The sequence below is a fragment of the Rahnella victoriana genome (assembly GCF_021276285.1).
Classification (GTDB): Bacteria; Pseudomonadota; Gammaproteobacteria; order Enterobacterales; family Enterobacteriaceae; genus Rahnella; species Rahnella victoriana.
The window spans coordinates 4260971-4284496 of record NZ_CP089919.1 but is presented as its reverse complement, the minus strand read 5'-3'; the positions used below and the strand labels follow the sequence as shown (position 1 = coordinate 4284496).

The following is a 23526-nucleotide window of genomic DNA, read 5'->3' as shown; positions in this document are numbered from 1 at the left end:
TAAAAATCTGAATAAAAGTGTTTTGTTATATTTAAGCCGGGTGATTCTATTCTTTTAGAATTCATCGGGCAATCAGGTTATCCGATTAAAAAGTGCGGCTGCTTATTTTGGCTTTCGCTTTTAGCGCCTCCCGCTGTGAAGGGGGAGGCGCTAAAATATTAAATCCGCGCCATTATCCAGGGGAGCGCCACCGGCAGTTGTGAAAGCAGGTACAGCATCAGGCCGATAAAGGCACCGACCAGTGTGCCGTTGATGCGGATAAACTGTAAATCCTTGCCGATATTCAGCTCGATTTGTCGTGACATATCGCGCGCATCCCAGCCTTTTACCGTGTCGCTGATGTGGCGCGTCAGGAATTCAGCGAACTCCGGAGCGACTCTTTCTGCAATACTTTCCAGCTGCTGATTGAGCGAGATACGCAGCTTTTCATCCTGCGCCAGCGCGTTGCCCAGCCATTGGCCGGATTCGGTGACTTTGGCAAACACCCGCGAATCCTCGCTTTCCAGATCCTCTTTCAGCCAGTTGCGCATGTCGCTCCACAGCTGTAAGACGTAAATATTCAGCTTCTCGTCATCCTTCAGGTACTGCTTGATCTCTTCCGCTTTCTGCGCGGTTGCGGGGTCGTTTTGCAGTTTCCAGATAAAACGCTGAACAGACTGATCGAAGCCTTTGCGGAAAGCGTGGGTTTTGTCGTTGCCCATATCATCCAGCACAGAATTCACCGCATTAGACACCAGATCCGCGCCGTTACGTCCCAGCCAGCCGGTGGGTAACAGTTTGGCGGTGAGCGGATGTTCGCGTTTCATCCAGCCGACGATCTGGGTGGAGATAAACTGCCGCGTGCTGTCTTTCGCCAGCAGGATTTCCAGCTGATCCATCGCCTGATCCAGCAGTTCCTGATGGCGGCCATTTTTGGTCAGGCTTTCCAGCAGGGTCGCAATGGACGCCGACAGGTCAATCTTGTCGATCACGCGATACAGCGCACGCCGCATCAGCTGCGCGATGCGCTGATCGTCGGTGACATCCAGAAATCCGCGGATCATCTTTACGGCATATTTTGCGAACCGCTGGGCATTATCCGGCGCGTTCAGCCAGTCGGTCAGCATCCGCGCTGGGTCGTGCTGGCGGATCAGGGTGATTAGCGTCACAGGCGCGAGGAATTTTTCCTGCACAAACACCGCCAGATTGTCGGCAATTTTGTCTTTGTTTTTAGGGATGATCGCCGTGTGCGAGGCAACAAACGGCACCGGCACGCGGCGGAACAGCGCCACGACGGCAAACCAGTCGGCCATTGCCCCGACCATCGCGGCTTCAGAAATGGCTTTCAGCCCGGACACCCAGAAATTGGGCGGCAGGAAAAGGGTGATGACAAACAGGGCGGCGGCAATCAGCAGCAGCCCCAGCGCGTTACGTTTACTTCGGCGAAGTTCTTGTTCTTTATCCATTACCTCAGTTTAGGAAGCGTGCGGCGGCCTGTCAGCTTTTTTCTTTCTGATGCGCCGGTCGCTGAACAATGTTCCCTGACCATCTCCCGGAAAGCCGCGAGGGCAGGGGTTTCGCCGTCCTGTCGCCAGGCCATGTAGATTTCAGCAAAGGCGTCGGGGTGGCTGAGCGGACGAAATTCAATATCGGGAAAGCCCAGCTGGCGGGCGCTGTCCGGCACAATCGCCAGCCCGACACCGGCACGCACCAGTCCGAGAATGGTGTGAGTCTGGCTGCAATGTTGCACGTAATGCGGCACGACGTTGGCCTGCGCAAACAGTCCGGCGATACAGTCGTAAAAGTATTTCCCCTCGGTGGCGGAATACATGATGAAGGGCTGTCCGGCAAAATCACGCAGACGGAGTCGCGGTTTGGCCGCCAGCGCGGAGGCGGCGGGCAGGGCGACGCACAACGGTTCGCGCAACACCCGATGATAAGCCAGCGGAAATAACGCCACCGGCTGACGCACAAAGCCGATATCCAGCGTCCGCGCCGCCAGCGCCTGCAGCTGCGCCGACGACACCATTTCCTTCATCACCAGAGTGATTTCCGGCAGGGTCTTTGCGGCGAGCGCGATGATCTGCGGAATTTGCCAGTATCCGCTGACGGCCGTAAATCCGAGCATCAGCCGGCCAATTTCCCCTTTCTCCACCCGTTTTACCGTTTCCTGCGCCTGACCGGTGAATTCGAGGATCAGCCTGGCATCGCGCAAAAACGTTTTGCCGGAGGCGGTCAGGCTGACATGGCGGTTGCTTCTTTCGAACAGTCGGGCGCCCAGCGCGTGCTCAAGGAGCTGGATCTGACGGCTCAGCGGTGGCTGCGTCATAAACAATCTTTTGGCCGCCCGGCCAAAATGTAATTCCTCTGCCACCGCCACAAAACAGCGCAACTGGTTTAATTCAATCATTCAATTTTTGACTTGTTCCATTGTCTTTTTAACTTAGACCGTATCGTCAAATGTTTCTACTCTGTTAATTAATTTGGATTTTTTAGATCTCAATGGCGTGGCCGGAACGATAAAAAGTGTGCATCCGGTCACAAAAAGCAGGGAATGCAATCATAAGTCTGGAGAGAAAACATGACGTCCCCTACAGATGTGTCAGATAACGCGAAACCGCAGTGTCGTGAAACGGCGGCAGAGGCGGCGAAACCGGGTCACTTCCGTTACGTGGTGCTCGGGATGATTTTTGCCATCACGGTGATCAACTACGCCGACCGCGCCACGCTGTCGATCGCCGGTACGGAAGTCTCGCGGGTGCTGAGTCTGGATCCGGTGATGCTGGGCATGGTTTTTTCGGCGTTTGCCTGGGCGTATATGATCGGGCAAATCCCCGGCGGCTGGCTGCTGGATAAATTTGGCGCACGGCGGGTGTACGGGTGCAGTCTGGTGCTCTGGTCGGTGTTCACCATGTTGCAGGGCACCGTGGGCTGGTTTGGTGTCAGCGGGCTGTCGGCGGCCATCATGCTGTTTTTCCTGCGCTTTATGCTCGGTCTGGTGGAGTCTCCGGCTTTTCCGGCCAATGCGCGCATCGTCGCCTGCTGGTTCCCGACCCATGAACGCGGCACGGCGACCTCGCTGTTTAACTCGGCGCAGTACATGGCGATTGGCGTGTTCACGCCGATCATGGCGTGGCTGACCCACGCGCTCGGCTGGGAGCATGTTTTCCTGTGGATGGGCGGCGTCGGGCTGATCGCCGGGATTTTGTGGTTCGCCTTCTACAAAGAACCGCACAGCAGCCCGCACATCAAACCCGCTGAACACGAGCACATTCGCGCTAACGGTGCGCTGGTCGATCTGGAGCTGAACCGCCGCGCCTCGCGCCAGAAATTCACCTTCCGTGAAGTGATGCAACTGTTCCAGAGCCGCACGCTGTGGGGCATTTATATCGGGCAATATTGCATCACGTCGATGAGTTACTTCTTCATGACCTGGTTCCCGATTTACCTGATCAAAGGGCGCGGGATGACGGTCATGGAAGCCGGGTGGGTGGTGGCGCTGCCTGCCATCTGCGGTTTTTCCGGCGGTGTGCTCGGCGGCGTGATGTCCGATTACATGATCCGCCGCGGGATCAGCCCGTCGAAAGCGCGTAAAACGCCGTTTGTGCTGGGCATGTTCTTTGCGGCGATGCTGGCGATGGCGAACTTTGTCTCCACCGATGCGGCGGTGATTGCGCTGATGACGCTGGCGTTCTTCGGTAAAGGGCTGTCGGCCATCGGCTGGGCGGTGATGTCGGATACCGCGCCGGAGAAAATGATCGGCCTGAGCGGCGGGGTGTTTAACTGCCTCGGGAATGTCGCCGGGATCATCACGCCAGTGGTGATCGGTTATATCGTGGCGGCCACCGGCTCCTTTAACCTCGCGCTGTGGTTTGTCGGCGCGCACGGCCTGCTGGGCATGTTTGGCTATCTGGTGGTGGCCGGAAAGTTCGAACGCATGGTGATCCGCCCGGATACGCGCCTAAAATGAGAATTGTTCTTGATATGACAATGTGTGTCATTAAACTGCGTGCAGCATCATTTACCTGCATTCAGAACGAGAAAAATTCATGGAGTTGTTACGCGTTGTCTTTAAGCAATATCGCTGGCCGTTTTTAGGGGTTATGGCGCTGAGTCTGCTCAGCGCCGTTCTGGGTATCGGGCTGATCGCGTTTATCAATCTTAAGCTGATTGAAACCACGCAAGGCTCCCTGATGGTTCTGCCGCAATTCCTCGGGCTTCTGCTGTTGCTGATGGCGGTCACGCTGGGTTCGCAACTGGCGCTGACCGTGCTCGGCCACCACTTCATTTACCGCCTGCGCGGCCAGTTCATCAAACGTATTCTCGATACCGACATCGAACGCATCGAGCAAATCGGTAATGCGCAACTGCTCGCCAGCCTCGGCAGCGACATCCGTAACATCACACTGGCGTTTGTTCGCCTGCCGGAGCTGGTGCAGGGGATTATCCTGACCATTGGCTGTGCGGGTTATCTGGCATGGCTGTCACCGGAAATGCTGCTGGTGACGGTTGTCTGGCTGCTGATCACCATATTCGGCGGTTTCAAACTGGTGTCGCATGTTTACCGCCATCTGGCGAAAGTGCGTGATGCGGAAGACAAGCTGCAAACCGATTATCAGAAAGTGATCGAAGGGCGCAAGGAGCTGGCGCTGAACCGCGAACGCGCACGCCATCTGTTTGATGATGTCTACCGCAAAGATGCCGAAGAGTATCGCCATCATATTATCCGCGCCGATACCTTCCATCTGAGCGCCGTGAACTGGTCGAATATCATGATGCTGGGCGCGATTGGTCTGGTGTTCTTTATGGCGAATACGCTCGGCTGGTCGAATACTGACGTCGCCGCGACCTATTCCCTGACGTTGCTGTTCCTGCGCACGCCGATGTTACAGGCGGTAGGGGCGCTGCCGACATTGCTCAGCGCACAGGTGGCGTTTGGCAAACTGAAAGCCCTGAAACTGGCGGAATACCACGAGGCCTTTACGCCTGCGGTTGTCGCTAAAAAATGGCAAACCCTTGAGCTGCGCGACCTGAGCTTCAGTTATGCGGGCAAAGAAGAGGACGCCGGTTTTGGCGTCGGTCCGCTTAACCTGACAATCACCCGTGGCGAACTGGTGTTTCTGATTGGCGGCAACGGCAGCGGCAAATCAACCATGGCGATGCTGCTGACCGGCCTGTATCAGCCGCGCGCCGGGCAAATCCTGCTCGACGGCGTGCCGGTCACCGCTGACACTGCCGAACAATACCGGCAGATGTTCTCGGCGGTGTTCACCGATTTCCATCTGTTCGGCCAGCTGATGGGGCCGCAAGGGCAACAGCCGGATCCGCTGCTGGTGGAAGACTGGCTGCAACGCCTGAAAATGAAAGAAAAACTGACCTTCAGCGGCAACGAAGTGACCAACCTGCAACTGTCCGCCGGGCAGCGTAAGCGTGTGGCGCTGCTGCTGGCTGCCGCCGAGGGGCGCGATTTCCTGCTGCTCGACGAATGGGCCGCCGATCAGGATCCGCAATTCCGCCGTACCTTCTACCGCGAACTGTTGCCGCAATTGCGGGATATGGGCAAAACCGTGCTGGCAATCAGCCACGATGATCACTATTTTGAACACGCCGATCGTCTGCTGGAAATGCGACAGGGCAAATTACACGAACTGCACGGGCAGGCGCGCATTGACGCCAGCCGCGATGCGGTCGCACAGATTGGAAGTCACTAAATTGTTTACGGAAGGCAATGGAAAATGAACTGGACTGAAGTGATGGTGTGGGGTGTCATCGGCGTGGTGGCTGGCTCGCTGATCGCGGCGCTGCATAAAAAAGGCAAAATCTGCCGCATCCCGGCGGTGATCTTATTTCTGGTGGTGATCATCGGCGGCAGCCTGCTGTGGGGCGGGGTGATCAAGCCGCGTCTGGCAGGCAACAGCGAAGAGCAGAAAATCGATCAGGCGCTGGCGGCGCTGCCGATGTACAACACCATCAAAGCGCAGGAACCGGCGCTGTATGCGCAGATCCGCAGCAACATTCTGAACATGAAGAAAGAGGGTAAATCGCAGCAGGAAGCCATTGATACCGTGAAACCGATGGTGTCGGTGCTGCTTTCGCAGCGCATCACGCACGCGCCGGATGCCAATGTGAACGAGGCAATGCAGGTCAATCTGGAAGAGATGCAAACCTTGCAGGCGCGCAAAGACGGCAGTTGCTTTAAATTTCTCTATCCGCAGGTCAGCGGCGGGGTGAATACCGCAGAAGTGCTGCCGCCACAGCTGTTCCAGAAAGACCTCAGCACCATGAACGATTTGCTGCTGGCGACCGGCAGCAACCAGACCGTTCAGCCCGCGCCGGTCAGCACCGAAAAAGTGGTGCAACTGATGGCCCCGGTGCGTGAGGCGCTGGCCACTATGTACGGCGAGCAGTTGCAGATGTTCAGTGACCTGACCAAACCGGATGTGGATCGCGAGAAAGTGTGCGAAATCTCCATCAGCCTGTACTCCGGCATTCTGGCGCTCCAGCCAGCGGATTCGGCGGCTATACTCAGAATGATGCTTGGTCAGAAGAACTGAATTCGAATCCCTTTTCGGAGTGATAAACGCTATTTTTCCGGCTGAGAAAGCGTATTCTTAGCCGGATTTTTAAAACACTAATTTCCCGAACTCCCGGAAACCTCCTTCTATGCAAAAAATGTTAAGAGTGCCGTTGTTGCTGGCATTATTGTCATGTCTGCTGATAACGCCTGCGCTGAGTCAGGCGGATGAAAGTACAGGTCAGCCTGACACGACAGAACAACCGGTTAAAGTTAATGCCACGACGGCCTTACCGGCATTGCAGAAACGTCTCGACCAGCTGAAACAGCAGGTATCCTCGGCCAAAACCGACAAAAAATTTACCGGTCTGACGGATGCCGCGCAGAAACTGTCGGAAGAAGCCGACAAGCTGGCCGCCGCGCTGACGCCTCAGCTTGCGCAGGTTCAGGCGCAGCTCGATGTGCTGGGGCCAGCCCCCGCGCCGGGCACGCTGACCGAAACGCCGCAGGTGATCAGCCAGCGTAATAAGCTCAACAACAACAAGACGCTGCTCACCACGCAAATCGAGCAAAGCAAAGCCATCGCCGTCGGCGCGCAAAACCTGTCGTCGCAAATCTCCGGATTGCGCCGTGACGCGCTGAAAACCCAGATTGCGCTGAACACCGGCAGCATTCTTGGCGGTAATTTCTGGTCGCCGCTGATCACGCCAAACGACAACGACGCGGCGCGGTTTGAGGAGTTCGGTTCACAAGTCAGTGATGCCTGGAGTCAGGCGTGGAGCGAAGACTGGCGCATCGGCACCGGCATTTATCTGCTGCTGGCGCTGGTGATTGGTCTGTTCGGTCGCCGCGTGCTGGACAAACCGATGAACTGGATCCTGCCGCGCTGGTTGCCGCAGGGACGTTTCCGCCGCAGCTTCCTGGCCTGTTTCACCACGCTGAGCACCACCTTTACGCTCGGCATCAGCGTGCAGCTGCTGGGCTACATTTTTACCCGCCTGCCGGACACCTCGCCGTGGGTGAATGAATTTGCCGAACAGCTGGTTGAACTGACCTATTTCAGCGCAGTGATCGCCGGTCTCGGTATCGCCTTGCTTTCCAATAATCACCCGTCATGGCGTCTGCCGGGCATCGCCGATCCGCTGGCAAAAACGCTGGCATCCTTCCCGGTTCTGCTGGCGGGCTTTATTTTCCTGTTCGGTATTGTCGAACAGCTGAACAATCTGGTCGGAGCCAGCGTTTCCGCCACCCTGTTTGGTAACGGATTAGCGGCCCTGCTGGTTGCGCTCAATTGCCTGATTGCACCGGTGCGGATAAACCGTATGCGCCGCAAAATGAAGGCGGAGGGCGAGCAGACCGAAGCCCGTTCCACGCTGGCCGGGCTGATTCACCTGGTGATCAGCCTGACGGCGTTCGTGATCCTGATGGCGCTGCTGATTGGTTATATTCCGCTGGCGCGCTTTGTGACCTTCGAACTGCTGTGGATTGGACTGGTGGTCAGTTGCCTGTATCTGCTGATTCACTTCGTCGTTGACCTGTGTGAAAGCGTGTTTGCGCCGGCGACCCACAGTGGCAAAATCCTCAAAAGCACGCTGAGCGTCAATGACCGCCATTTATCGCTGGCCGCGACGCTATTCTCGGCGATCGGTAAAACCGCGCTGTTACTGATGGCTGCCGTGGCGCTGCTCAACGGCACTTTCGGAACCACCACGCCGCTGGAACTGCTGGCAAAAATCATCGACATCTGGGGCGGAAAGGGCCTCGAAAGCATGAACATCATTCCGGCACATGCCGTGAATGCGGTGCTGTGTCTGGTGGTCGGCTGGTATATTTTACGTTCCGCACGCCGCTGGCTGGATAACGATTTCCTGCCAAAAACCATGATGGATCGCGGTATGCGCGCCTCGCTGGTGACGCTGTTCACCAACGTCGGTTACGTGCTGGTGATCCTGCTGACGCTGTCGTCGCTGGGCATCGAGTGGAACAAACTGGCGTGGATCGTCAGCGCCTTGTCGGTCGGTATCGGTTTCGGCTTGCAGGAGATTGTGAAGAACTTTATCTCCGGCCTGATCCTGCTGACGGAGCGTCCGGTGAAAGTGGGCGACTTGATCAGCATCAGCGGTGTGGAAGGGGATATCCGTCGTATCAACGTCCGCGCAACGGAAATTCAGCTGGGTGACAAATCGACGGTGATTGTGCCGAACTCACAGCTGATTTCGCAGAACGTCCGCAACGCCACCATGGGGAATGCGCAGGGCGTGGCGACCATCACCCTGACGTTCCCGCTGGACATCGACCCCGAGCAGGTCCGCACGTTATTGCTGGAAGCCTACAACCTGCATGAATCCATTCTGGAAGCGCCTGCGCCGTCGGTCAGTTTTAAAGAACTCGGCCCGACCGGGATCGTGCTGAGCGTCACCGGTTACGTCAACAGCCCGCGTATGGTCAGCGCCACGCGCAGTGACTTGCTGTACGAAATCCTCAAAATGCTGCGCGCAGCGGGGATCAGTCTGAGCCAGACACAGACGATGATTCTGGAGAAACCGGGGGAGAGGGGGGGGCCGGTAGCGGAGTAAAACCCAAAGAATGATCCGGTCGGCTCCCTCCCCTGCGAAGGGGAGGGTTGGGGTGGGGTATTAAAGTAAAATCAATAGGTTGAAGTATGCTTTGACCCGGTGTCAGCCCTTAAAACCCCCTCCCGTCCTCCCCCTTCGCAGGGGGAGGAGCAAAGCAACCCCCATTCTGCTTTTCCTTAACCTGTTTTGTTTCCCCGCCTCCGATGCATCAGCAAATACACCACCGGGATCACCACCATCGACAATAACGGGGCGCTCACCATGCCGCCGATCATCGGTGCGGCGATGCGCTGCATCACTTCCGAACCGGTTCCTCCGCCCCACATGATTGGCAGCAAACCCGCCATAATGGTGGCGACCGTCATGGCTTTCGGACGCACGCGCAGCACCGCGCCGTGGTGAATGGCGTCGCACAGTTCGGCTTCACTCAGCGCATCACCGGTTTTCTGCTGGCGCTGTACGGCCTGATTCAGATACAGCACCATGATCACCCCGAATTCGGCGGCGACACCGGCGAGGGCGATAAATCCGACGGCGGCAGCGACCGAAAGATTGTAGCTGAGCAAATACAACAGCCAGACGCCGCCGGTCAGGGCGAACGGCAGGGTCGCCATGATCAGCAATGCGTCGCGCACGTTGCTGAACGTGACGTACAGCAGCACGAAGATAATCATCAATGTCACCGGCAGCACGATTTTCAGTTTTGCCGTGGCGCGTTCGAGATATTCGAATTGCCCCGACCAGCTCACCGTGACGCCTTCCGGCAAGGTCACCTGCTGATTCACCGCCTGCTGCATGTCTTCAACGGCAGATTTCAAATCCCGGCCGCGCAAATCCACATAGATCCAGTCCGAAAGGCGGGCGTTCTCGCTTTTCAGCATCGGCGGGCCGTCGGTGATGTTGACGGAAGCCAGCGCCGACAGCGGTACCTGCGCACCGGAAGCGGTCAGCACCGGTAAATCGCGCAGCGCCTGCACGTTATCACGCAATTCACGCGGATAGCGCAGGTTGATCGGATAACGCTCGCGGCCTTCCAGTGTTTCGCCGATATTTTCCCCGCCGACCAGCGTCGAGACCAATGATTGCAATTCAGCAACCGTGACACCGTAACGTGCAGCTTCACGCCGGTTGATATCAATATCAACATAACGGCCACCTTCCAGCCTTTCGGCCAGCGCCGAAGTGACGCCGGGAACCTGCCTGACGATGTGCTCAATCTGTTGCGCCACCTGCCCGATCTGCGCAATGTTATTACCGTTCACCTTGATACCGACCGGGCTTTTGATGCCCGTCGCCAGCATGTCGAGACGGTTGCGGATCGGTGGCACCCAGACGTTGGCGATGCCCGGTAATTTCACCGCATTATCCAGCTCCGTCACCAGTTTGTCCGGCGTCATGCCTGGTCGCCACTGGTCACGGGGTTTAAAACGGATCGTGGTTTCGATCATGGTCAGCGGCGCGGGGTCGGTGGCGCTGTCGGCGCGTCCGGCCTTGCCAAACACGCTGGCGACTTCCGGCACGGTTTTGATCAGCCGGTCCGTCTGTTGCAGTAACCGCGAGGCTTCACGGGCGGAAATGCCGGGCAGCGTCGAGGGCATATACAGCAGGTCGCCTTCATCCAGCGGCGGCATAAATTCACTGCCGAGTTTTGCCAGCGGATACAACGACACCAGCAGAAACAGACCGCTGAACACCAGTGTGGTTTTCGGGCGTTTCAGGACGGCGGACAGCACCGGCTGATAGGCGGCGATCAGCCAGCGGTTGACCGGGCTGGCGTTCTCGTCAGGGATTTTGCCGCGAATAAAATACCCCATCAGCACCGGTACCAGCGTGATACCCAGTCCGGCAGACACCGCCATTGCGTAGGTTTTGGTGAATGCCAGCGGTGAGAACATCCGGCCTTCCTGCGCTTCCAGTGAAAACACCGGAATAAACGACAGGGTGATGATCAGCAGGCTGCAAAACAGCGCCGGACCGACTTCCGTGGCGGCGCGCTCAGACACCTTCCAGTAATCCGCTGAAGCAGGCTGCTGGCCGGGATGATCATGCCGCCATTGCTCCAGCACTTTGTGCATATTCTCGATCATCACAATCGCCGCATCGACCATTGCGCCGATGGCAATCGCGATACCGCCGAGGGACATGATATTGGCGCTGACCCCCTGATAATGCATGACGATAAACGCCCCGAGAATACCGAGCGGCAGGGTGATGATGGCCACCAGCGCCGAGCGGAAGTGGAACAGAAACAGCGCGCAGACCACCGCCACCACCACGAATTCTTCCAGCAGTTTATGCGACAGGGTGTCGACCGCGTTCTCAATCAGCGGCTGGCGATCGTAAACTGGCACAATTTCCACGCCTGCGGGCAGCGTGCGGGCGAGGGCATTCAGCCGCGCTTTCACCGCCTTCAGGGTTTCAAGCGCATTTTTGCCGGAACGCATCACAATCACGCCGCCCGCCACTTCGCCTTCACCGTTCAGTTCCGCCACGCCACGGCGCAGTTCGGGGCCGGTGCGCACGGTCGCCACATCCGCCAGCAATACCGGAATACCGCTGTTAACCGTTACCACCACATTGTTGAAATCCGCCAGACTGCTGAGATAGCCCGAGGTGCGCACCATGTATTCGGCTTCGCCCATTTCCAGTAATGAACCGCTGCTTTCCTGATTGGCGCTTTGTAAGGCGCTGACTACCTGCTGATGCGTCACGCCACGGGCGCGCATCCGCTGCGGATCGGCGACCACCTGATACTGGCGCACCATCCCGCCTAGACTTGCTACTTCGGAGACATTTGGCACGGTTTTCAGGTCATAACGCAGCGTCCAGTCCTGCAGGGCGCGCAGTTGCTCCAGACTGTGTTTACCGGTTTTGTCAGTCAGCGCATATTCATAAATCCAGCCGACACCGGTGGCATCCGGCCCCAGCGAGGCTTTGGCACCGGCAGGCAATGAGGATTGCACCTGACTCAGGTATTCCAGCACCCGTGAGCGCGCCCAGTACGGGTCAGTGTCGTCGTCGAACAGCACGTAAACATAGGCATCGCCGAACATAGAAAAGCCGCGCACGGTTTTTGCGCCCGGCACCGACAGCAAGGTGGTGGTCAGCGGATAGGTCACCTGATCTTCAATGATTTGCGGCGCCTTGCCCGGGTAACTCACGCGCACGATCACCTGCACATCGGAGAGATCCGGCAGGGCATCCAGCGGGGCTTTTTGCAATGACCAGATGCCCCAGCCCGCCATCATCAGCGCGGCGAGTAACACCAGCAGCCGGTTCTTCAGCGACCAGCGGATCACGGCGGCAATCATAAATCACCTCCGTGCTGATGTGCGTCCGGTTGCTGAGCTTCGGTGGCAGGAAGCGCACTGCGCAGGCTGGCTTCCGAGTCGATCAGGAACTGGCCGGAGGTGACCACAGACTGACCTTCCTCAAGACCGGAAAGTACCTGCGTCCAGCCATCGCGCGTCACGCCGGTGATCACCGCCTGCGGGGTGAAATGTCCGTTGCCGTCGTTGAGCAGGACGGTATTGCGGCTGCCGGTCTGGATCAGCGCTTCCTGCGGGATCGCCAGCACCGGTTTCTGCGTACTGATATCTGGCGAGAGATTCAGGTACATGCCGGGACGCAGTTTTTGCTGCGGATTATCCATCACCACACGGGCTTTCAGCGTGCGGCTGACGGCATCCACGTCCGGCAGCAATTCGCTGACCGTGCCGTGAAACACCTCGCCCGGCTGGCTGTCCGTGCTGGCGGTGACTTTGCTGCCGGTGTGGATCTGGCTGGCGGCGGAAGGCGGATAATCCATCACCATCCATACCTGTTTCAGGCTGGTCAGTTCGAACAGCGGCTGCGTGGCGCTGACCTGTGCCCCTTCGCGCACGGAAAGCTGACTGAGATAACCGTCTTCCGGCGCGAGCACATCGGTACGGGTTTGCGGCTGGCCGGTTTTATCGACGCGGCGCAGAACGTCTTCCGGCATAAACTGCAACGCCAGACGCTGACGGGCGGCAGCGGTCAGGCTGCGGTCACCCAGCTGGCGCACCGCCAGATATTCCTGCTGCGCGGCAGTCCAGTCGGGTATCCACAGGGTGGCCAGTTTCTGACCCTTTTTCACCTGCTGCTGGCTGGCGGCCACATACAGTTTTTCCACCAGTCCGTTCGCCCGCGCGGCGACAGTGCGCAGGCTGCGCTCATCGGCGCTGATCGTGCCGTAAACATTCAGCGGCGCGGAAATCATCCGCATCTGCACCTTTTCACTGCGCATACCGAGATTTTGCTGCTGGCGGGCGCTGACCGTCACACCGCCATCGTCCGCCACCTCATCGGCGTAGCGCGGCATCAGATCCATATCCATAAACGGTGATTTGCCGGGCTTATCGAAACGCTGATCCGGCGTCATCGGGTCGTACCAGTAAAGCACTTTGCGTTCTGCGGGCGTGGCGGAAGCAGACGGTGCGTCGGGCTGGCTGTGGCGTCCGGCGGTAAATCCGGCAGCAAGCGCGATAAGCACGGACGCGGCGAGCAGGCCGCAGGTTTTAGCGGAAGTCATTAATTCATCTCCACAGGGGCAAGATAACGCAGGGCGACCCAATAGCGGGCGACCTCAAGGGAGGCATTACGTTCGGCAATCTGGCTGTCGATAAGGTCACGGCGGGCACTGAGCACCTCATTCAGGCTGCTTTTCCCGGCGCGATACTGCGCCTGAACGACGCTGATGCGCTGTTGCTGTAACGGCAGCACGTCGTTTTTCTGCCGCTGCCACACTGTGCTGGCCGCGCGATATTGTGCCAGCAAGCTGGTCAGCTGTGCCTGATGATCGCGGACAAGCTGCGCCAGCCGGTCATTGCTTTCCATCGCCATTGACTGATCGGCGGCATGATCTTTGTCCTGGCGTGAGGCGGTGAACAGAGGCAAATCGACGGTGAACATCACACCTGCCAGATCCTCATAACTGTCGGCGCGGTGGGCGTAATAGACTTCTACGCCGACATCCGGCAGGGCGGCAATGGCCGACTGTGACGATTTTGCCTGCGCGACATCGGCTTCCCGCCGCGCCTGAATAATTTCAGGATGCTGCTCGACACTGGCGGCTTCCGTCGCCTGAGCCGGAAGCGCGCCGATTTCCGGTATCGCTCCGTGAATGTCGGGCTGATCAATACCGGTCAGCTGGCTTAAACGGGTGCGCGCCAGCAGCACATCCCGTTCAGCGGCGGTGAGTTTGTCCTGCATGCCGGCAAGCGTCAGCCGGGCATCCAGCACCGAGGCGGGCAACGAACTGCCGCTGCTGACACCGCCGCGCTGTACGTCAATCTGCCGCTGACTCTCATCCACCAGTGTGTGCAACTGTGTGACGGTTTGTTCTCCCGTCGCCAGTTCCATCCACGCCAGCGCGGTGTCCCGTTGCAATCGCGCCCGGATACTCTGGCGGGTGGCTGCCACCTGACGGGATTCCGCCCGCAGCGTGTCAGCTTTGCGCTGGCGTTTATCGCTGCTGACGTAATCCTGCATGATGCCGATGCGTTCCATGGTCATGCCTTCGCGGCTGAACCGTTCGGTATTGCCGCCGCTGACCGGCAGGTTTTCGATACCAAATTTCAGCTTAGGATCGGGCAACTGCATGGCCGATTCGGCGCGGTTATCCAGCGCGTTTATCTGATGACGACTGGCCGACAGCTCTGCGGAATAATCCTGCGCGGCGACCAGGGCCTGTGGCAGGGAAACAGGTGTGGCAAAGGCGCTGACCGGCATAAAAGCCAGCAGCCATTGCCACGTCACCCGGCGGTGACGCGGTAAATCAAACATGATGGCGCTCCCTGTCAGCGATTCAGCGGTGTCAGTGTCTGTAACTGATACGCGGTGTCAGTTTTGACAAAGCTGAAAGCGACCGGTGTCCCGGCGGGCAGGGTGTTGGCGGTGATCGCCGGCGGCAGACGGAAATTCATGGTCATGGCCGGCCATTTCAGCGCGGGAATGGCGTGATGGGAAATACCGACACGGTCAGACTGCCATTGGGTGATCACACCTTCGGAGGTATAGATCTGCGCATTTTGCTGCATCGCGTTATGATCGTGATCCATTGGCATGGCATCGGCAAAAGAATAAGCGGAAATAAAGAAAAGACTAAACAAAGTTAAATTTAAAATAGCACGCATGGGAATAACTCCAATACTGTCATCAGATAAAATATTGCCATTGTTCAGAAAATAAATGGCTAATTCATTTCATTGAATAATGAGTGCAGAAAAACACTCAGGACAGCAGGGGCTATTCTCTGTATCGGCAGAACTGAACTTCAGCGGGAGGGGCGGTTACCGGCGGCGCGACCCAGTCTGCAGTGGTGACGGCGATACTGGCATCGACAGTGATCATCGCCAGGGTCGGCACGATGGGCAGCGCCAGCAGCGGGACAGAACCGCCGTCAGACGAGGTTCTTTCCGGCACGCAATGCTTTTCACACAGCACCGACTGACTCTGCATATGCTCAGGAGAATCAGGCATTTGCATGGTCATGTTATGCGCCATTGCGGTGTTTTCCACCGGCGGGCGCATGTCGCACTGATGGCTGGCGAGGGCGATTTGCGAGTTGAGGATCAGCCAGCATAGCGCGAACAGCAACGCACTGACCCGCTTGCCGGGCAAGCGCAGTGAATGCATAAACTGTGAAATCGCGAAACGGACTGACATGTTGATGATTATTTCCAAAGGAAAGATGCGGATGAGTATATAAGCAAATAACACACAGAGGAAAGGAGAAACAGAATAACTCAGGATTTAAATTGTCAGGATAATTAAAGAACGCGAATAACAGCGGCTTCTGTTATTCGCATGTTAATTAAAGTGCGGCTTCCGGTGATAATATATTTACAACCAGCCAGACTTTTTCAGTTTCCAGTATAACCATCCGCAACCGATGACGGTGACACCGAGGGTGACCGGATATCCCCACCAGTCATCCAGTTCCGGCATATTTTTAAAGTTCATGCCGTACAGGCTGAAAATCACCGTCGGGATCGCCAGAATCGCCCCCCAGCCCGCCAGCCGCTGCACCACTTCGTTCTGATGCACCGACACCAGCGCCAGATTGACGTGCATGGCGTTCGATAACATTTCCCGCATATCGTCCGTGGTGCGGATCACCTGATTAGCGTGGTCCTGCACATCGCGAATATACGCCCGCAGGGTTTTCGGCATCAGTTCTTCATAATGGTGGCTGAGCTGGTTACAGATATCCTCCATCGGCACCGCCGCGTTGCGCAGCGACAGCAAATCGCGCCGCAGGCTGTAGACATGCTGAACGGCCTGCTGATTGAAGGTATTCTGGAACATCTGTTTTTCGATGGCATCAAACTGTTCGGTGTACTGATGCAGAATTTCCAGATAATTATCGACGATGGAATCGAGCACACAATACAGCGCATAACCCGGCCCTTTATTCATCATTTCCGGGCGCTCTTCGGCGTGTTTACGGATGGCTTTATAACTCGACGACGCGCCGTGGCGGATAGTAATCAGGAAGTTTTTGCCGAGAAACATGTGCGTTTCACCGTACTCAATGGTGTCGTTCACCTTTTGCGCGGTGTGTGTGACGATAAACAACGACTCGCCGTACTGCTCGATTTTTGGCCGCTGATGGGCGGTCAGTGCATCTTCAATCGCCAGATCGTGCAGACCGAATTCTTCCTGAATGCTGCGCATATACGCATCTTCCGGCTGCCACAGCCCGAGCCAGACAAAGGTTTCCGGCTCTTTCAGCACTTCGCTGATGTCTTCGACGGTCACATCCTGCAAACGCTTACCGTCGCGGTAAGCCACGCTGTTGATCACTGAATCACAGCTGGGTTTTTTATCTTCGTTGGAAATGGAGTTCATTGTTTTACCCGATTGTTATTCAGACAAAAATCCTGCCCGCAGGCAGGATGATTTCAGTGTCTGAACAGAATAGCGCAGTCTGATAAAAAGCGCTGACCGGGGATCTTAAAAGAGTGTTTCAGAAAAAAACGGCTTCAGCCGTCGGTGGAACGGCTGACCGCTTCCCACGCATCTATACCGGCGTTCATCTGGTGCAGCTTTTCCCGCACGAATGTCACCGCGTCGCTGCCGAGCAACAGTGAGGCCGGTGGCTCAGGGACTTCAAGCAGTTGCAACATGGCCTGCGCGGCTTTTTGCGGATCGCCCGGCTGATGTCCGCTGCGTTTTTCCCGCGTTTCCCGCACCGGATCGAAACTGGCATCGTAATCACTGATCGTTCGCGGCGATCGCACCATCGAACGTCCCGCCCAGTCGGTGCGGAAAGACCCCGGCTGAATGGCGGTGACCGCGATATTGAACGGCTTCAGTTCTTTGGTCAGGGTTTCAGAAATTCCCTGTAAGGCGAATTTACTGCCGCAGTAATAGCTGATGCCGGGCATCGTGATAAATCCCCCCATTGATGTGATGTTGAGAATATGTCCGGCGCGGCGTTGACGAAAATAGGGCAGGAAGGCTTTGATCACCGCCACCGCGCCAAACACATTGACGTCAAACTGATGCAGCGCCTCGCTTAACGGCGACTCTTCCATAATCCCTTCGTGACCGTAACCGGCATTGTTGACCAGCACGTCAACCGCACCGGTTTCCTGTTCCACGGCTGCCGCCAGCGGAGCGACCGCCCCGAAATCCGTGATATCCAGTACGCGGCCAAAACTGCGGCCGGGGACCAGTGCGTCGAATTCTGCACAGGCCTGTGCATTGCGCAGCGTGCCGACGACACGGTGCCCGGCTTTCAGGGCTTCTTCTGCCAGCGCACGGCCAAATCCGCTGCTGACGCCGGTGATGAAGAATAATTTAGACTGGCTCATATAAACTCCTCGTTTAAAAGCGGAGTTGCAGAATAGGGCGGGCAACATCAAATACGTAGCCCCTATCCTCTCAGATGTTTGCCTGTTCCTCTGAGGTGTCTGGACGCGGCGGATTCCCGGTGCGACACTTCATTCACTTTCCGCGAGATATTTTCAGGTTGAAATGAGGTTTCCGGCTTTGACAGTCACCGAACAGATGATCGCGCTTTTGGACCAGCTCACCCCCCTTGAAGGCTACAACCTCACGGCGCTGGCGGATGTGCGCTTTTTACGCTCAAACCGTCCGCTGCTGCGTACGCCGGTGTTATATGAGCCGGGGATTGTGATCGTGGTGCAGGGCAGAAAGCGTGGCTTTTTAGGCAATGATGTCTATTTGTATGACGCGCAACATTATCTGACCGTGTCGGTGCCGGTGCCTTTCACCATGGAAACGGACGCCAGTGCCAGCGAACCGATGCTGGCCATTTATCTGCGACTCGATTTCAGTCTGGCGGCGGAACTGATGTTGCAACTTGATGCCTGCCACGCGCCGCAGGTGGAAGCGCCGAAAAGTATGGTGTCGAGTCTGATGGATGATGCGATGCGGGCGTCGGTTTTGCGGTTTTTGCAGGTGATGGCATCTCCGCTCGATGCGGAAATTCTGGGCAAAGCAATGATGCGCGAGTTGTATTACCGCGTGCTGACCGGCGCTCAGGGCGGCACGTTGCGCAGCGCGCTGGCCATGCAGGGACAGTTTGGCAAAGTGGTGAAGGCATTACGGAAACTGCACGCAGAATACGATTCGCACCTCGATGTGAATGCGCTGGCGAAAGAAGCGGGCATGAGCCTGCCGACGTTTCACAGCCACTTTAAAACGGTGACGGATACCTCGCCTATGCAGTATCTCAAGTCCACCCGATTGCATCAGGCCAGATTACTGATGTTACGCAATAATCTGACCGCCTCGGCGGCCAGCGCGCGGGTGGGATATGAAAGTGTGTCGCAGTTCAGCCGCGAATTTAAACGCTTATTCGGGCTGACGCCGGTCAGCGAAGTGGCGCGCATGAGACAGAATTTTTCCCTTCCTGCCCCGGTCACGCCTTCAGACTTTATTTCTTCGCATTAAATCGCGATTAAGGCGTTATGCCAGAGGTGGTTTTGACTTTTACCTCCGGCGTGGCTGCCGGGCCAAACACGGTGTAGGTCGGTAATTCTACGTTCTGATACGGTTCCCAGCCGCCGCCCAGGGCTTTGTACAGCGACACCAGATCGGTGCTGGTTTTCACTTTTGCTTCGGCTGATTGCTGATGCGCCTGTGCCAGCTGGCGCTGGGCATCGAGCACGTTGATGAACGTAGACAGCCCCTGACGGTAACTGTCGCTGGCCAGATCAAAGGCGGTCTGCAACGCTTCGGTGGTCTGATCTAATCCGCTGACCTGATCCTGATCGGTGCGGTAATTCACCAGCGCATTATCCACATCCTGAAGCGCCGTCAGCACGGTCTGGCGATAGTTGAGCGCGGCATTGGCCTGTTGTGCGCGGGAAAGGTGCACGCTGGAGACCAGACGTCCGCCCTGGAAAATCGGCAGGGAAATCTGCGGGCCGAAGGAGTAAAAGTGGCTGCTCCAGTTATCGAGATAACTGACGTCGGTATTACGCATACCAAACTGGCCGGTGAGCGAAATACTCGGGAACATCTGCGCGACGGACACACCAATATTCGCGGTGGCGGCATGGAGATCGGCTTCGGCTTTGCGCACATCCGGACGACGGCGCGCCAGCTGTGACGGTACGCCGACCGGCACGGCAGCGGGCAGGGCAGGCATCGGTTTCACGGCCGAAAGTTCCGCATCCAGCGAGCCTGGCGTCTGACCGAGTAATACTGCCAGCCCGTTCATCGCCTGACGTTCCTGCGCCTGATATTGCGGTAACTGGGCGCGCAGGGAACCTAACTGCGCACGGGCATTTTCGACATCAAGCTGCGGCGACAGCCCGTTCTGCTGACGGTTCTGTGTCAGGTCTAACGTTTGCTGCGCGACGTCGATTTGCGTCTGAATTGCCGCCGTCACGCTTTGCGCCCCGCGCAGTTGCAGATAGGCCCGGGCGACTTCCGCTTCCAGCGAAACCAGGGCATCGTTGCGTTGTTCGATGGAGGATTGTGTCTGCGCATTGGCGGCTTCGACCTGACGCCGCGTGCCGCCGAACAAATCCAGCTCCCAGCTGGCATCGAAACTCCCCTGATACAAATTCACCGGTCGCGTGGCCGCGCCGATAGCGCCGGAGGCTTCCGGGCCGAGATCGTCAAGTTGCTGCGACGCGCCGCTGGAATCCAGAATACCTTTCAGCCCGAGCTGCTGGCGGGTCATTTTCGCGCTGCCCTGCACCGACGGCAGCCAAGCACCTTCGGCCTGTTTCACCTGTTCGCGGGCACCGGCAATGCGCAGCACCGCCTGTTGCAGGGAGATATTCCCGGCAATCGCGCGGCTGATCAGGCTGTCGAGTTGCGGATCGTTAAAGGCTTTCCACCACAACGGATTGGGTTCCGAGGGCAGGGCGATCGACGCGCCGTCTTTGTCTTTCGGCTGCGTCATATCGTTATACGCCGTCGGCGTCACCGGATTCGGCTTCTGGTAGTCCGGGCCAACCGAACATGCCGCTAATACCAGCGTTAAGGTCGAGAGTGTCAGGAACCGGGTGCCTGAATGTAAAACCCCCTCCCGGCCTCCGCCTTCGCAGGGGGAGGAGCAGGACGGTATCACTGATGGCTGAATTTTCAGAGTAGAGCTTTTTTTGTTCAACTTAATGTGCTCCGGCATTACCTTCGCTCTTAACCGGCGAAAGCAGAAAACAAAACGGGATCAAAATAATGGCGACGATGGCGCAGTAACCGAATACGTCGATGTAGGCCAGAATGCGCGACTGGGAAATCATTTCCTGATACATCCGCACCGTCGCCAGTTGCATCGGGTCGCCGACCACGTGGGCAAAATCACGGATCGCTTCGGCACTTTTGCTGACCGCCTGATTAAACTGTTCATTGAGCGGCGACATGTTGTGCGCCATATGCGCGCTGTGTGCCTGCGTTCGCTCGGTGACACCGGCTGTCGCCAGCGAAATACCAATCGACCCCGCGACGTTACGGAACATGGTAAACAGCGCGGCGGCGTCGGCGTTCATTTTTTGCGGGATGGTAATAAATGCGATGGTGGTCAGCGGCACAAACAGGAAACCCAGCCCGATCGACTGCGCACTGCGGTACAGCACCAGCGTTTCAAAATCGACATTCGGGGTCAGCGTCGCCGAATAGATAAACGAGGCCGCCAGCAGGAAGAAACCGAACGCAATGATGTAACGGGTCTGTACCACCGGCATCAGTTTCAGCACCAGCGGGATCGACAGCACGATCAGTATCGCCCCCGGCGACATCACCAGCCCCGACAGCGTGGCGGTGTAACCCAGTTGCTGCTGCGCCAGTTGCGGGATCACCACTGAGCTGCCGTACAGAATCATCGCCATACCGGCCATCAGTAAGCCCGCGACGGCAAAGTTTTTATCCTTCATACAGCGCAAATCGACCACCGGCTTTTTGGCGTACAGCAGCCAGTAAATCGCCCCGACAATCCCCGTTGCGGCCAGTACGGCGAAGGTGACAATAAAGCCGGATTTAAACCAGTCATCATCCTCGCCGCGGTCCATCATTACCTGTAAGCAACCCAAACCCAGTGCAATCAGCCCGATACCAATGTAATCGATGCTGAGTTTGCCTTTGGCCTTGCGTTCCCACGGCGGATCTTCCAGCAGCTGATAAATCGCCAGCAACGCAATGATCCCGACCGGAATGTTGATCAGGAATACCCAGCGCCAACTGAAGTTATCGGTGATGTAACCGCCGAGCGTCGGGCCGACCACCGGCGCGACGATAATGGCAATCGAAGACAGACCAAACGCCTTGCCGCGATCTTCCGGTTTAAAGTAATCGAGCAATACCGATTGCTGGATCGGTTGCAAACCGCCGCCGAAAAAGCCCTGCAAAATGCGGAACAGAATCATCTGCCACAGTTCGGTGGCGATCCCGCACAGGAAGGAGCACACGGTGAACATGCCGATACAAATCAGGAAGTAGGTTTTACGCCCCATCACGCGGCTGAGAAACGCTGAAATGGGCAGCACGATACCGTTCGCCACCAGATAGGACGTCAGCACCCAGGTGGATTCGTCATAACTGGAAGACAGCGATCCGGCGACGTGCGGCAGCGCCACGTTAACGATGGTGGTGTCCAGAATCTCCATGAACACCGCAATGGTTACGACGGCGGCAACTGCCCACGGATTGGCCTTGGGTTTCCAGTAGCTGCGATCTTCATTCATTCGACGGTCACCGTCGGTTCAACAGACAGCCCCAGCGGCAGGTGGTGATTCTCATCCAGCCCGCTGTCGATGACGATTTTCACCGGCACGCGCTGCACGATTTTCACGTAGTTACCGGTGGCGTTTTCAGCCGGGAAGGCCGAGAAGCGCGAGCCGGTGCCTTGCTGGATACTGTCCACATGGCCCTGAAGTTTGATGTCCGGGAAGGCATCGACGGTGATTTCTACTTTGTTGCCCGGACGCATACGTTCGAGCTGGGATTCTTTATAGTTCGCGGCGATCCAGATATCTTTCGATACCACCGAGAACAGCGAAGTCCCTGCCTGCACCAGCGTGCCGACCTGCACATTACGTTTAGTGACATAGCCGTCGAACGGCGCGCGCACCTGCGCATAGGACAGATTGAGCGTCGCGGTTTCCAGCTGGGCTTTCGCCTGTTCCACCTGTTGCTGACGGGCTTCGACGTTGGTTTCGGCCTGACGGATATTCAGCTGCACCTGCGCGGCAACCTGCACCTGCGCTTTGGCGTTTTCCAGATCAGCCGTTGCAGAACGCACCTGCGCATTGGACGTATCAATATTTTGTTGTGTGGTGGCACGCGGGTCTACGCCGCGCTGACGGCGGAAATCGGCGGTGGCATTCAGCAGGTTTGCTTCAGCACGGGTCTGCTGAGCTTTCGCCTGCGCAAGCTGCGCCGGATATTGTACTTTCGCCAGATCATATTGCGCCTGCGCCTGATGTAACTGAGCGACGGCCAGACCGAGTTGCGCCTGCGCCTGATCGCGCTGCGCTGTGGCATCACGCGGGTCGATTTCAACCAGCAAATCGCCTTTCTTCACAAACTGGTTATCTTTTACCGCCAGACTGGTGACGTAACCGGCGATTTTCGGCGCAATGGTCACGGCATCGCCTTCGGTAAAGGCATCGTCGGTGCTGACCTGATCTTTGGTCATCAGCCACCACACCAGCGCCACCACCACCATGATCACCACGACAATTCCGAGGATGATCAACGGCTTTTTGCCGGGGCCTTTACGCTTTTCATCGTTATCCTGATTGCTGTTGTCGGGATCTTTCTGGTCTTTCGGATCCTGTTTGTGACCTTCTCCTGATTTGACCTGGCTGGAATCGTGTTCGGTATTGGCGTCAGCGGACGCCGAAGACTGTGTTTTGTTATCGTTTGTCATAGTGCTCTTCTGGTTATCAGCGGCCACGCGCCGGAACAAAGAAATCTTGTTTTAAGCTAGAACGTATTGATGTAAATGCAAGT

17 protein-coding genes are annotated in these 23526 nt (G+C 57.1%); 5 read left to right on the top strand and 12 right to left on the bottom strand.

What is annotated here, in order from left to right:
• Window positions 1-158: 158 nt before the first annotated feature.
• Window positions 159-1445, bottom strand: a complete 1287-nt coding sequence (locus J9880_RS19660) for a DUF445 domain-containing protein (protein WP_232769815.1) — start codon at window positions 1443-1445, stop codon at window positions 159-161.
• Window positions 1445-2389, bottom strand: a complete 945-nt coding sequence (locus J9880_RS19655; RefSeq protein WP_095921753.1) for a LysR family transcriptional regulator — start codon at window positions 2387-2389, stop codon at window positions 1445-1447. The genes J9880_RS19660 and J9880_RS19655 overlap by 1 nt, the downstream gene beginning before the upstream one ends.
• A gap of 171 nt (window positions 2390-2560) precedes the next feature.
• Between J9880_RS19655 and J9880_RS19650 the strand changes: the two genes are divergently transcribed.
• From J9880_RS19650 to J9880_RS19635, 4 genes are all read left to right on the top strand, one after another.
• Window positions 2561-3949: an MFS transporter gene (locus tag J9880_RS19650; RefSeq protein ID WP_232769814.1), complete on the top strand. Its 1389-nt coding sequence runs from the start codon at window positions 2561-2563 to the stop codon at window positions 3947-3949.
• A gap of 79 nt (window positions 3950-4028) precedes the next feature.
• Window positions 4029-5690, top strand: a complete 1662-nt coding sequence (locus J9880_RS19645; protein ID WP_119827259.1) for a multidrug ABC transporter permease/ATP-binding protein — start codon at window positions 4029-4031, stop codon at window positions 5688-5690.
• A gap of 24 nt (window positions 5691-5714) precedes the next feature.
• Window positions 5715-6533, top strand: a complete 819-nt coding sequence (locus J9880_RS19640) for a hypothetical protein (protein ID WP_232769813.1) — start codon at window positions 5715-5717, stop codon at window positions 6531-6533.
• A 109-nt stretch (window positions 6534-6642) separates the two neighbouring features.
• Window positions 6643-9069 (top strand): DUF3772 domain-containing protein, encoded by a 2427-nt coding sequence (locus tag J9880_RS19635; protein ID WP_095921757.1) that lies wholly within the window; start codon window positions 6643-6645, stop codon window positions 9067-9069.
• A 176-nt stretch (window positions 9070-9245) separates the two neighbouring features.
• Here the strand turns inward: J9880_RS19635 and J9880_RS19630 are convergent, their stop codons facing one another.
• From J9880_RS19630 to J9880_RS19600, 7 genes are all read right to left on the bottom strand, one after another.
• Entirely contained in the window at window positions 9246-12380 is a 3135-nt protein-coding gene (locus tag J9880_RS19630) for an efflux RND transporter permease subunit (protein WP_232769812.1), read from the bottom strand.
• Window positions 12377-13621 (bottom strand): efflux RND transporter periplasmic adaptor subunit, encoded by a 1245-nt coding sequence (locus tag J9880_RS19625; RefSeq protein ID WP_232769811.1) that lies wholly within the window; start codon window positions 13619-13621, stop codon window positions 12377-12379. Before J9880_RS19625 ends, J9880_RS19630 begins: the two co-directional genes overlap by 4 nt.
• Window positions 13621-14874: a TolC family protein gene (locus J9880_RS19620; RefSeq protein ID WP_232769810.1), complete on the bottom strand. Its 1254-nt coding sequence runs from the start codon at window positions 14872-14874 to the stop codon at window positions 13621-13623. The genes J9880_RS19625 and J9880_RS19620 overlap by 1 nt, the downstream gene beginning before the upstream one ends.
• Window positions 14875-14888: 14 nt before the next feature.
• Window positions 14889-15149 (bottom strand): copper-binding protein, encoded by a 261-nt coding sequence (locus J9880_RS19615; RefSeq protein WP_232769809.1) that lies wholly within the window; start codon window positions 15147-15149, stop codon window positions 14889-14891.
• Between the two features lie 187 nt (window positions 15150-15336).
• Window positions 15337-15756 carry a hypothetical protein gene (locus J9880_RS19610; RefSeq protein WP_232769808.1) on the bottom strand — a complete coding sequence of 140 codons (420 nt, stop codon included), beginning with the start codon at window positions 15754-15756 and terminating at the stop codon, window positions 15337-15339.
• Between the two features lie 177 nt (window positions 15757-15933).
• On the bottom strand, window positions 15934-16941 hold the full coding sequence (gene corA / locus J9880_RS19605) for a magnesium/cobalt transporter CorA (protein ID WP_195816969.1): 1008 nt from the start codon (window positions 16939-16941) through the stop codon (window positions 15934-15936).
• 134 nt (window positions 16942-17075) lie between these two features.
• On the bottom strand, window positions 17076-17909 hold the full coding sequence (locus tag J9880_RS19600; RefSeq protein ID WP_095921764.1) for an oxidoreductase: 834 nt from the start codon (window positions 17907-17909) through the stop codon (window positions 17076-17078).
• Window positions 17910-18072: 163 nt separating this feature from the next.
• Here J9880_RS19600 and J9880_RS19595 point away from each other — a divergent pair, with 163 nt between their 5' ends.
• A complete protein-coding gene (locus J9880_RS19595; RefSeq protein ID WP_095921765.1) occupies window positions 18073-19014 on the top strand; it encodes an AraC family transcriptional regulator in 942 nt (313 codons plus the stop codon).
• Between the two features lie 7 nt (window positions 19015-19021).
• Here J9880_RS19595 and J9880_RS19590 read toward each other — a convergent pair whose 3' ends face one another.
• From J9880_RS19590 to J9880_RS19580, 3 genes are read right to left on the bottom strand one after another with little or no spacing between them, the layout of a single operon-like run.
• Window positions 19022-20704 carry an efflux transporter outer membrane subunit gene (locus J9880_RS19590; protein ID WP_232769807.1) on the bottom strand — a complete coding sequence of 561 codons (1683 nt, stop codon included), beginning with the start codon at window positions 20702-20704 and terminating at the stop codon, window positions 19022-19024.
• The gene (locus J9880_RS19585; protein WP_095921767.1) at window positions 20688-22256 is read right to left on the bottom strand and encodes a DHA2 family efflux MFS transporter permease subunit; all 1569 of its coding nucleotides are present in this window, start codon (window positions 22254-22256) and stop codon (window positions 20688-20690) included. The genes J9880_RS19590 and J9880_RS19585 overlap by 17 nt, the downstream gene beginning before the upstream one ends.
• Window positions 22253-23443, bottom strand: coding sequence for an HlyD family secretion protein (locus J9880_RS19580; protein ID WP_095921768.1), 1191 nt, complete (start codon window positions 23441-23443; stop codon window positions 22253-22255). The genes J9880_RS19585 and J9880_RS19580 overlap by 4 nt, the downstream gene beginning before the upstream one ends.
• Window positions 23444-23526 lie beyond the last annotated feature (83 nt).

What these genes read in the sequence shown, in the direction of transcription:
- J9880_RS19615 (WP_232769809.1), bottom strand. Translation starts at nt 15,149, where the DNA reads ATGGATCACGATCATAACGCGATGCAGCAAAATGCGCAGATCTATACC.
- J9880_RS19650 (WP_232769814.1), top strand. Translation starts at nt 2,561, where the DNA reads ATGACGTCCCCTACAGATGTGTCAGATAACGCGAAACCGCAGTGTCGT.
- J9880_RS19640 (WP_232769813.1), top strand. Translation starts at nt 5,715, where the DNA reads ATGAACTGGACTGAAGTGATGGTGTGGGGTGTCATCGGCGTGGTGGCT.
- J9880_RS19620 (WP_232769810.1), bottom strand. Translation starts at nt 14,874, where the DNA reads ATGTTTGATTTACCGCGTCACCGCCGGGTGACGTGGCAATGGCTGCTG.
- J9880_RS19625 (WP_232769811.1), bottom strand. Translation starts at nt 13,621, where the DNA reads ATGACTTCCGCTAAAACCTGCGGCCTGCTCGCCGCGTCCGTGCTTATC.
- J9880_RS19600 (WP_095921764.1), bottom strand. Translation starts at nt 17,909, where the DNA reads ATGAGCCAGTCTAAATTATTCTTCATCACCGGCGTCAGCAGCGGATTT.
- J9880_RS19590 (WP_232769807.1), bottom strand. Translation starts at nt 20,704, where the DNA reads ATGCCGGAGCACATTAAGTTGAACAAAAAAAGCTCTACTCTGAAAATT.
- corA (WP_195816969.1), bottom strand. Translation starts at nt 16,941, where the DNA reads ATGAACTCCATTTCCAACGAAGATAAAAAACCCAGCTGTGATTCAGTG.
- J9880_RS19635 (WP_095921757.1), top strand. Translation starts at nt 6,643, where the DNA reads ATGCAAAAAATGTTAAGAGTGCCGTTGTTGCTGGCATTATTGTCATGT.
- J9880_RS19655 (WP_095921753.1), bottom strand. Translation starts at nt 2,389, where the DNA reads ATGATTGAATTAAACCAGTTGCGCTGTTTTGTGGCGGTGGCAGAGGAA.
- J9880_RS19595 (WP_095921765.1), top strand. Translation starts at nt 18,073, where the DNA reads ATGAGGTTTCCGGCTTTGACAGTCACCGAACAGATGATCGCGCTTTTG.
- J9880_RS19585 (WP_095921767.1), bottom strand. Translation starts at nt 22,256, where the DNA reads ATGAATGAAGATCGCAGCTACTGGAAACCCAAGGCCAATCCGTGGGCA.
- J9880_RS19660 (WP_232769815.1), bottom strand. Translation starts at nt 1,445, where the DNA reads ATGGATAAAGAACAAGAACTTCGCCGAAGTAAACGTAACGCGCTGGGG.
- J9880_RS19645 (WP_119827259.1), top strand. Translation starts at nt 4,029, where the DNA reads ATGGAGTTGTTACGCGTTGTCTTTAAGCAATATCGCTGGCCGTTTTTA.
- J9880_RS19610 (WP_232769808.1), bottom strand. Translation starts at nt 15,756, where the DNA reads ATGTCAGTCCGTTTCGCGATTTCACAGTTTATGCATTCACTGCGCTTG.
- J9880_RS19630 (WP_232769812.1), bottom strand. Translation starts at nt 12,380, where the DNA reads ATGATTGCCGCCGTGATCCGCTGGTCGCTGAAGAACCGGCTGCTGGTG.
- J9880_RS19580 (WP_095921768.1), bottom strand. Translation starts at nt 23,443, where the DNA reads ATGACAAACGATAACAAAACACAGTCTTCGGCGTCCGCTGACGCCAAT.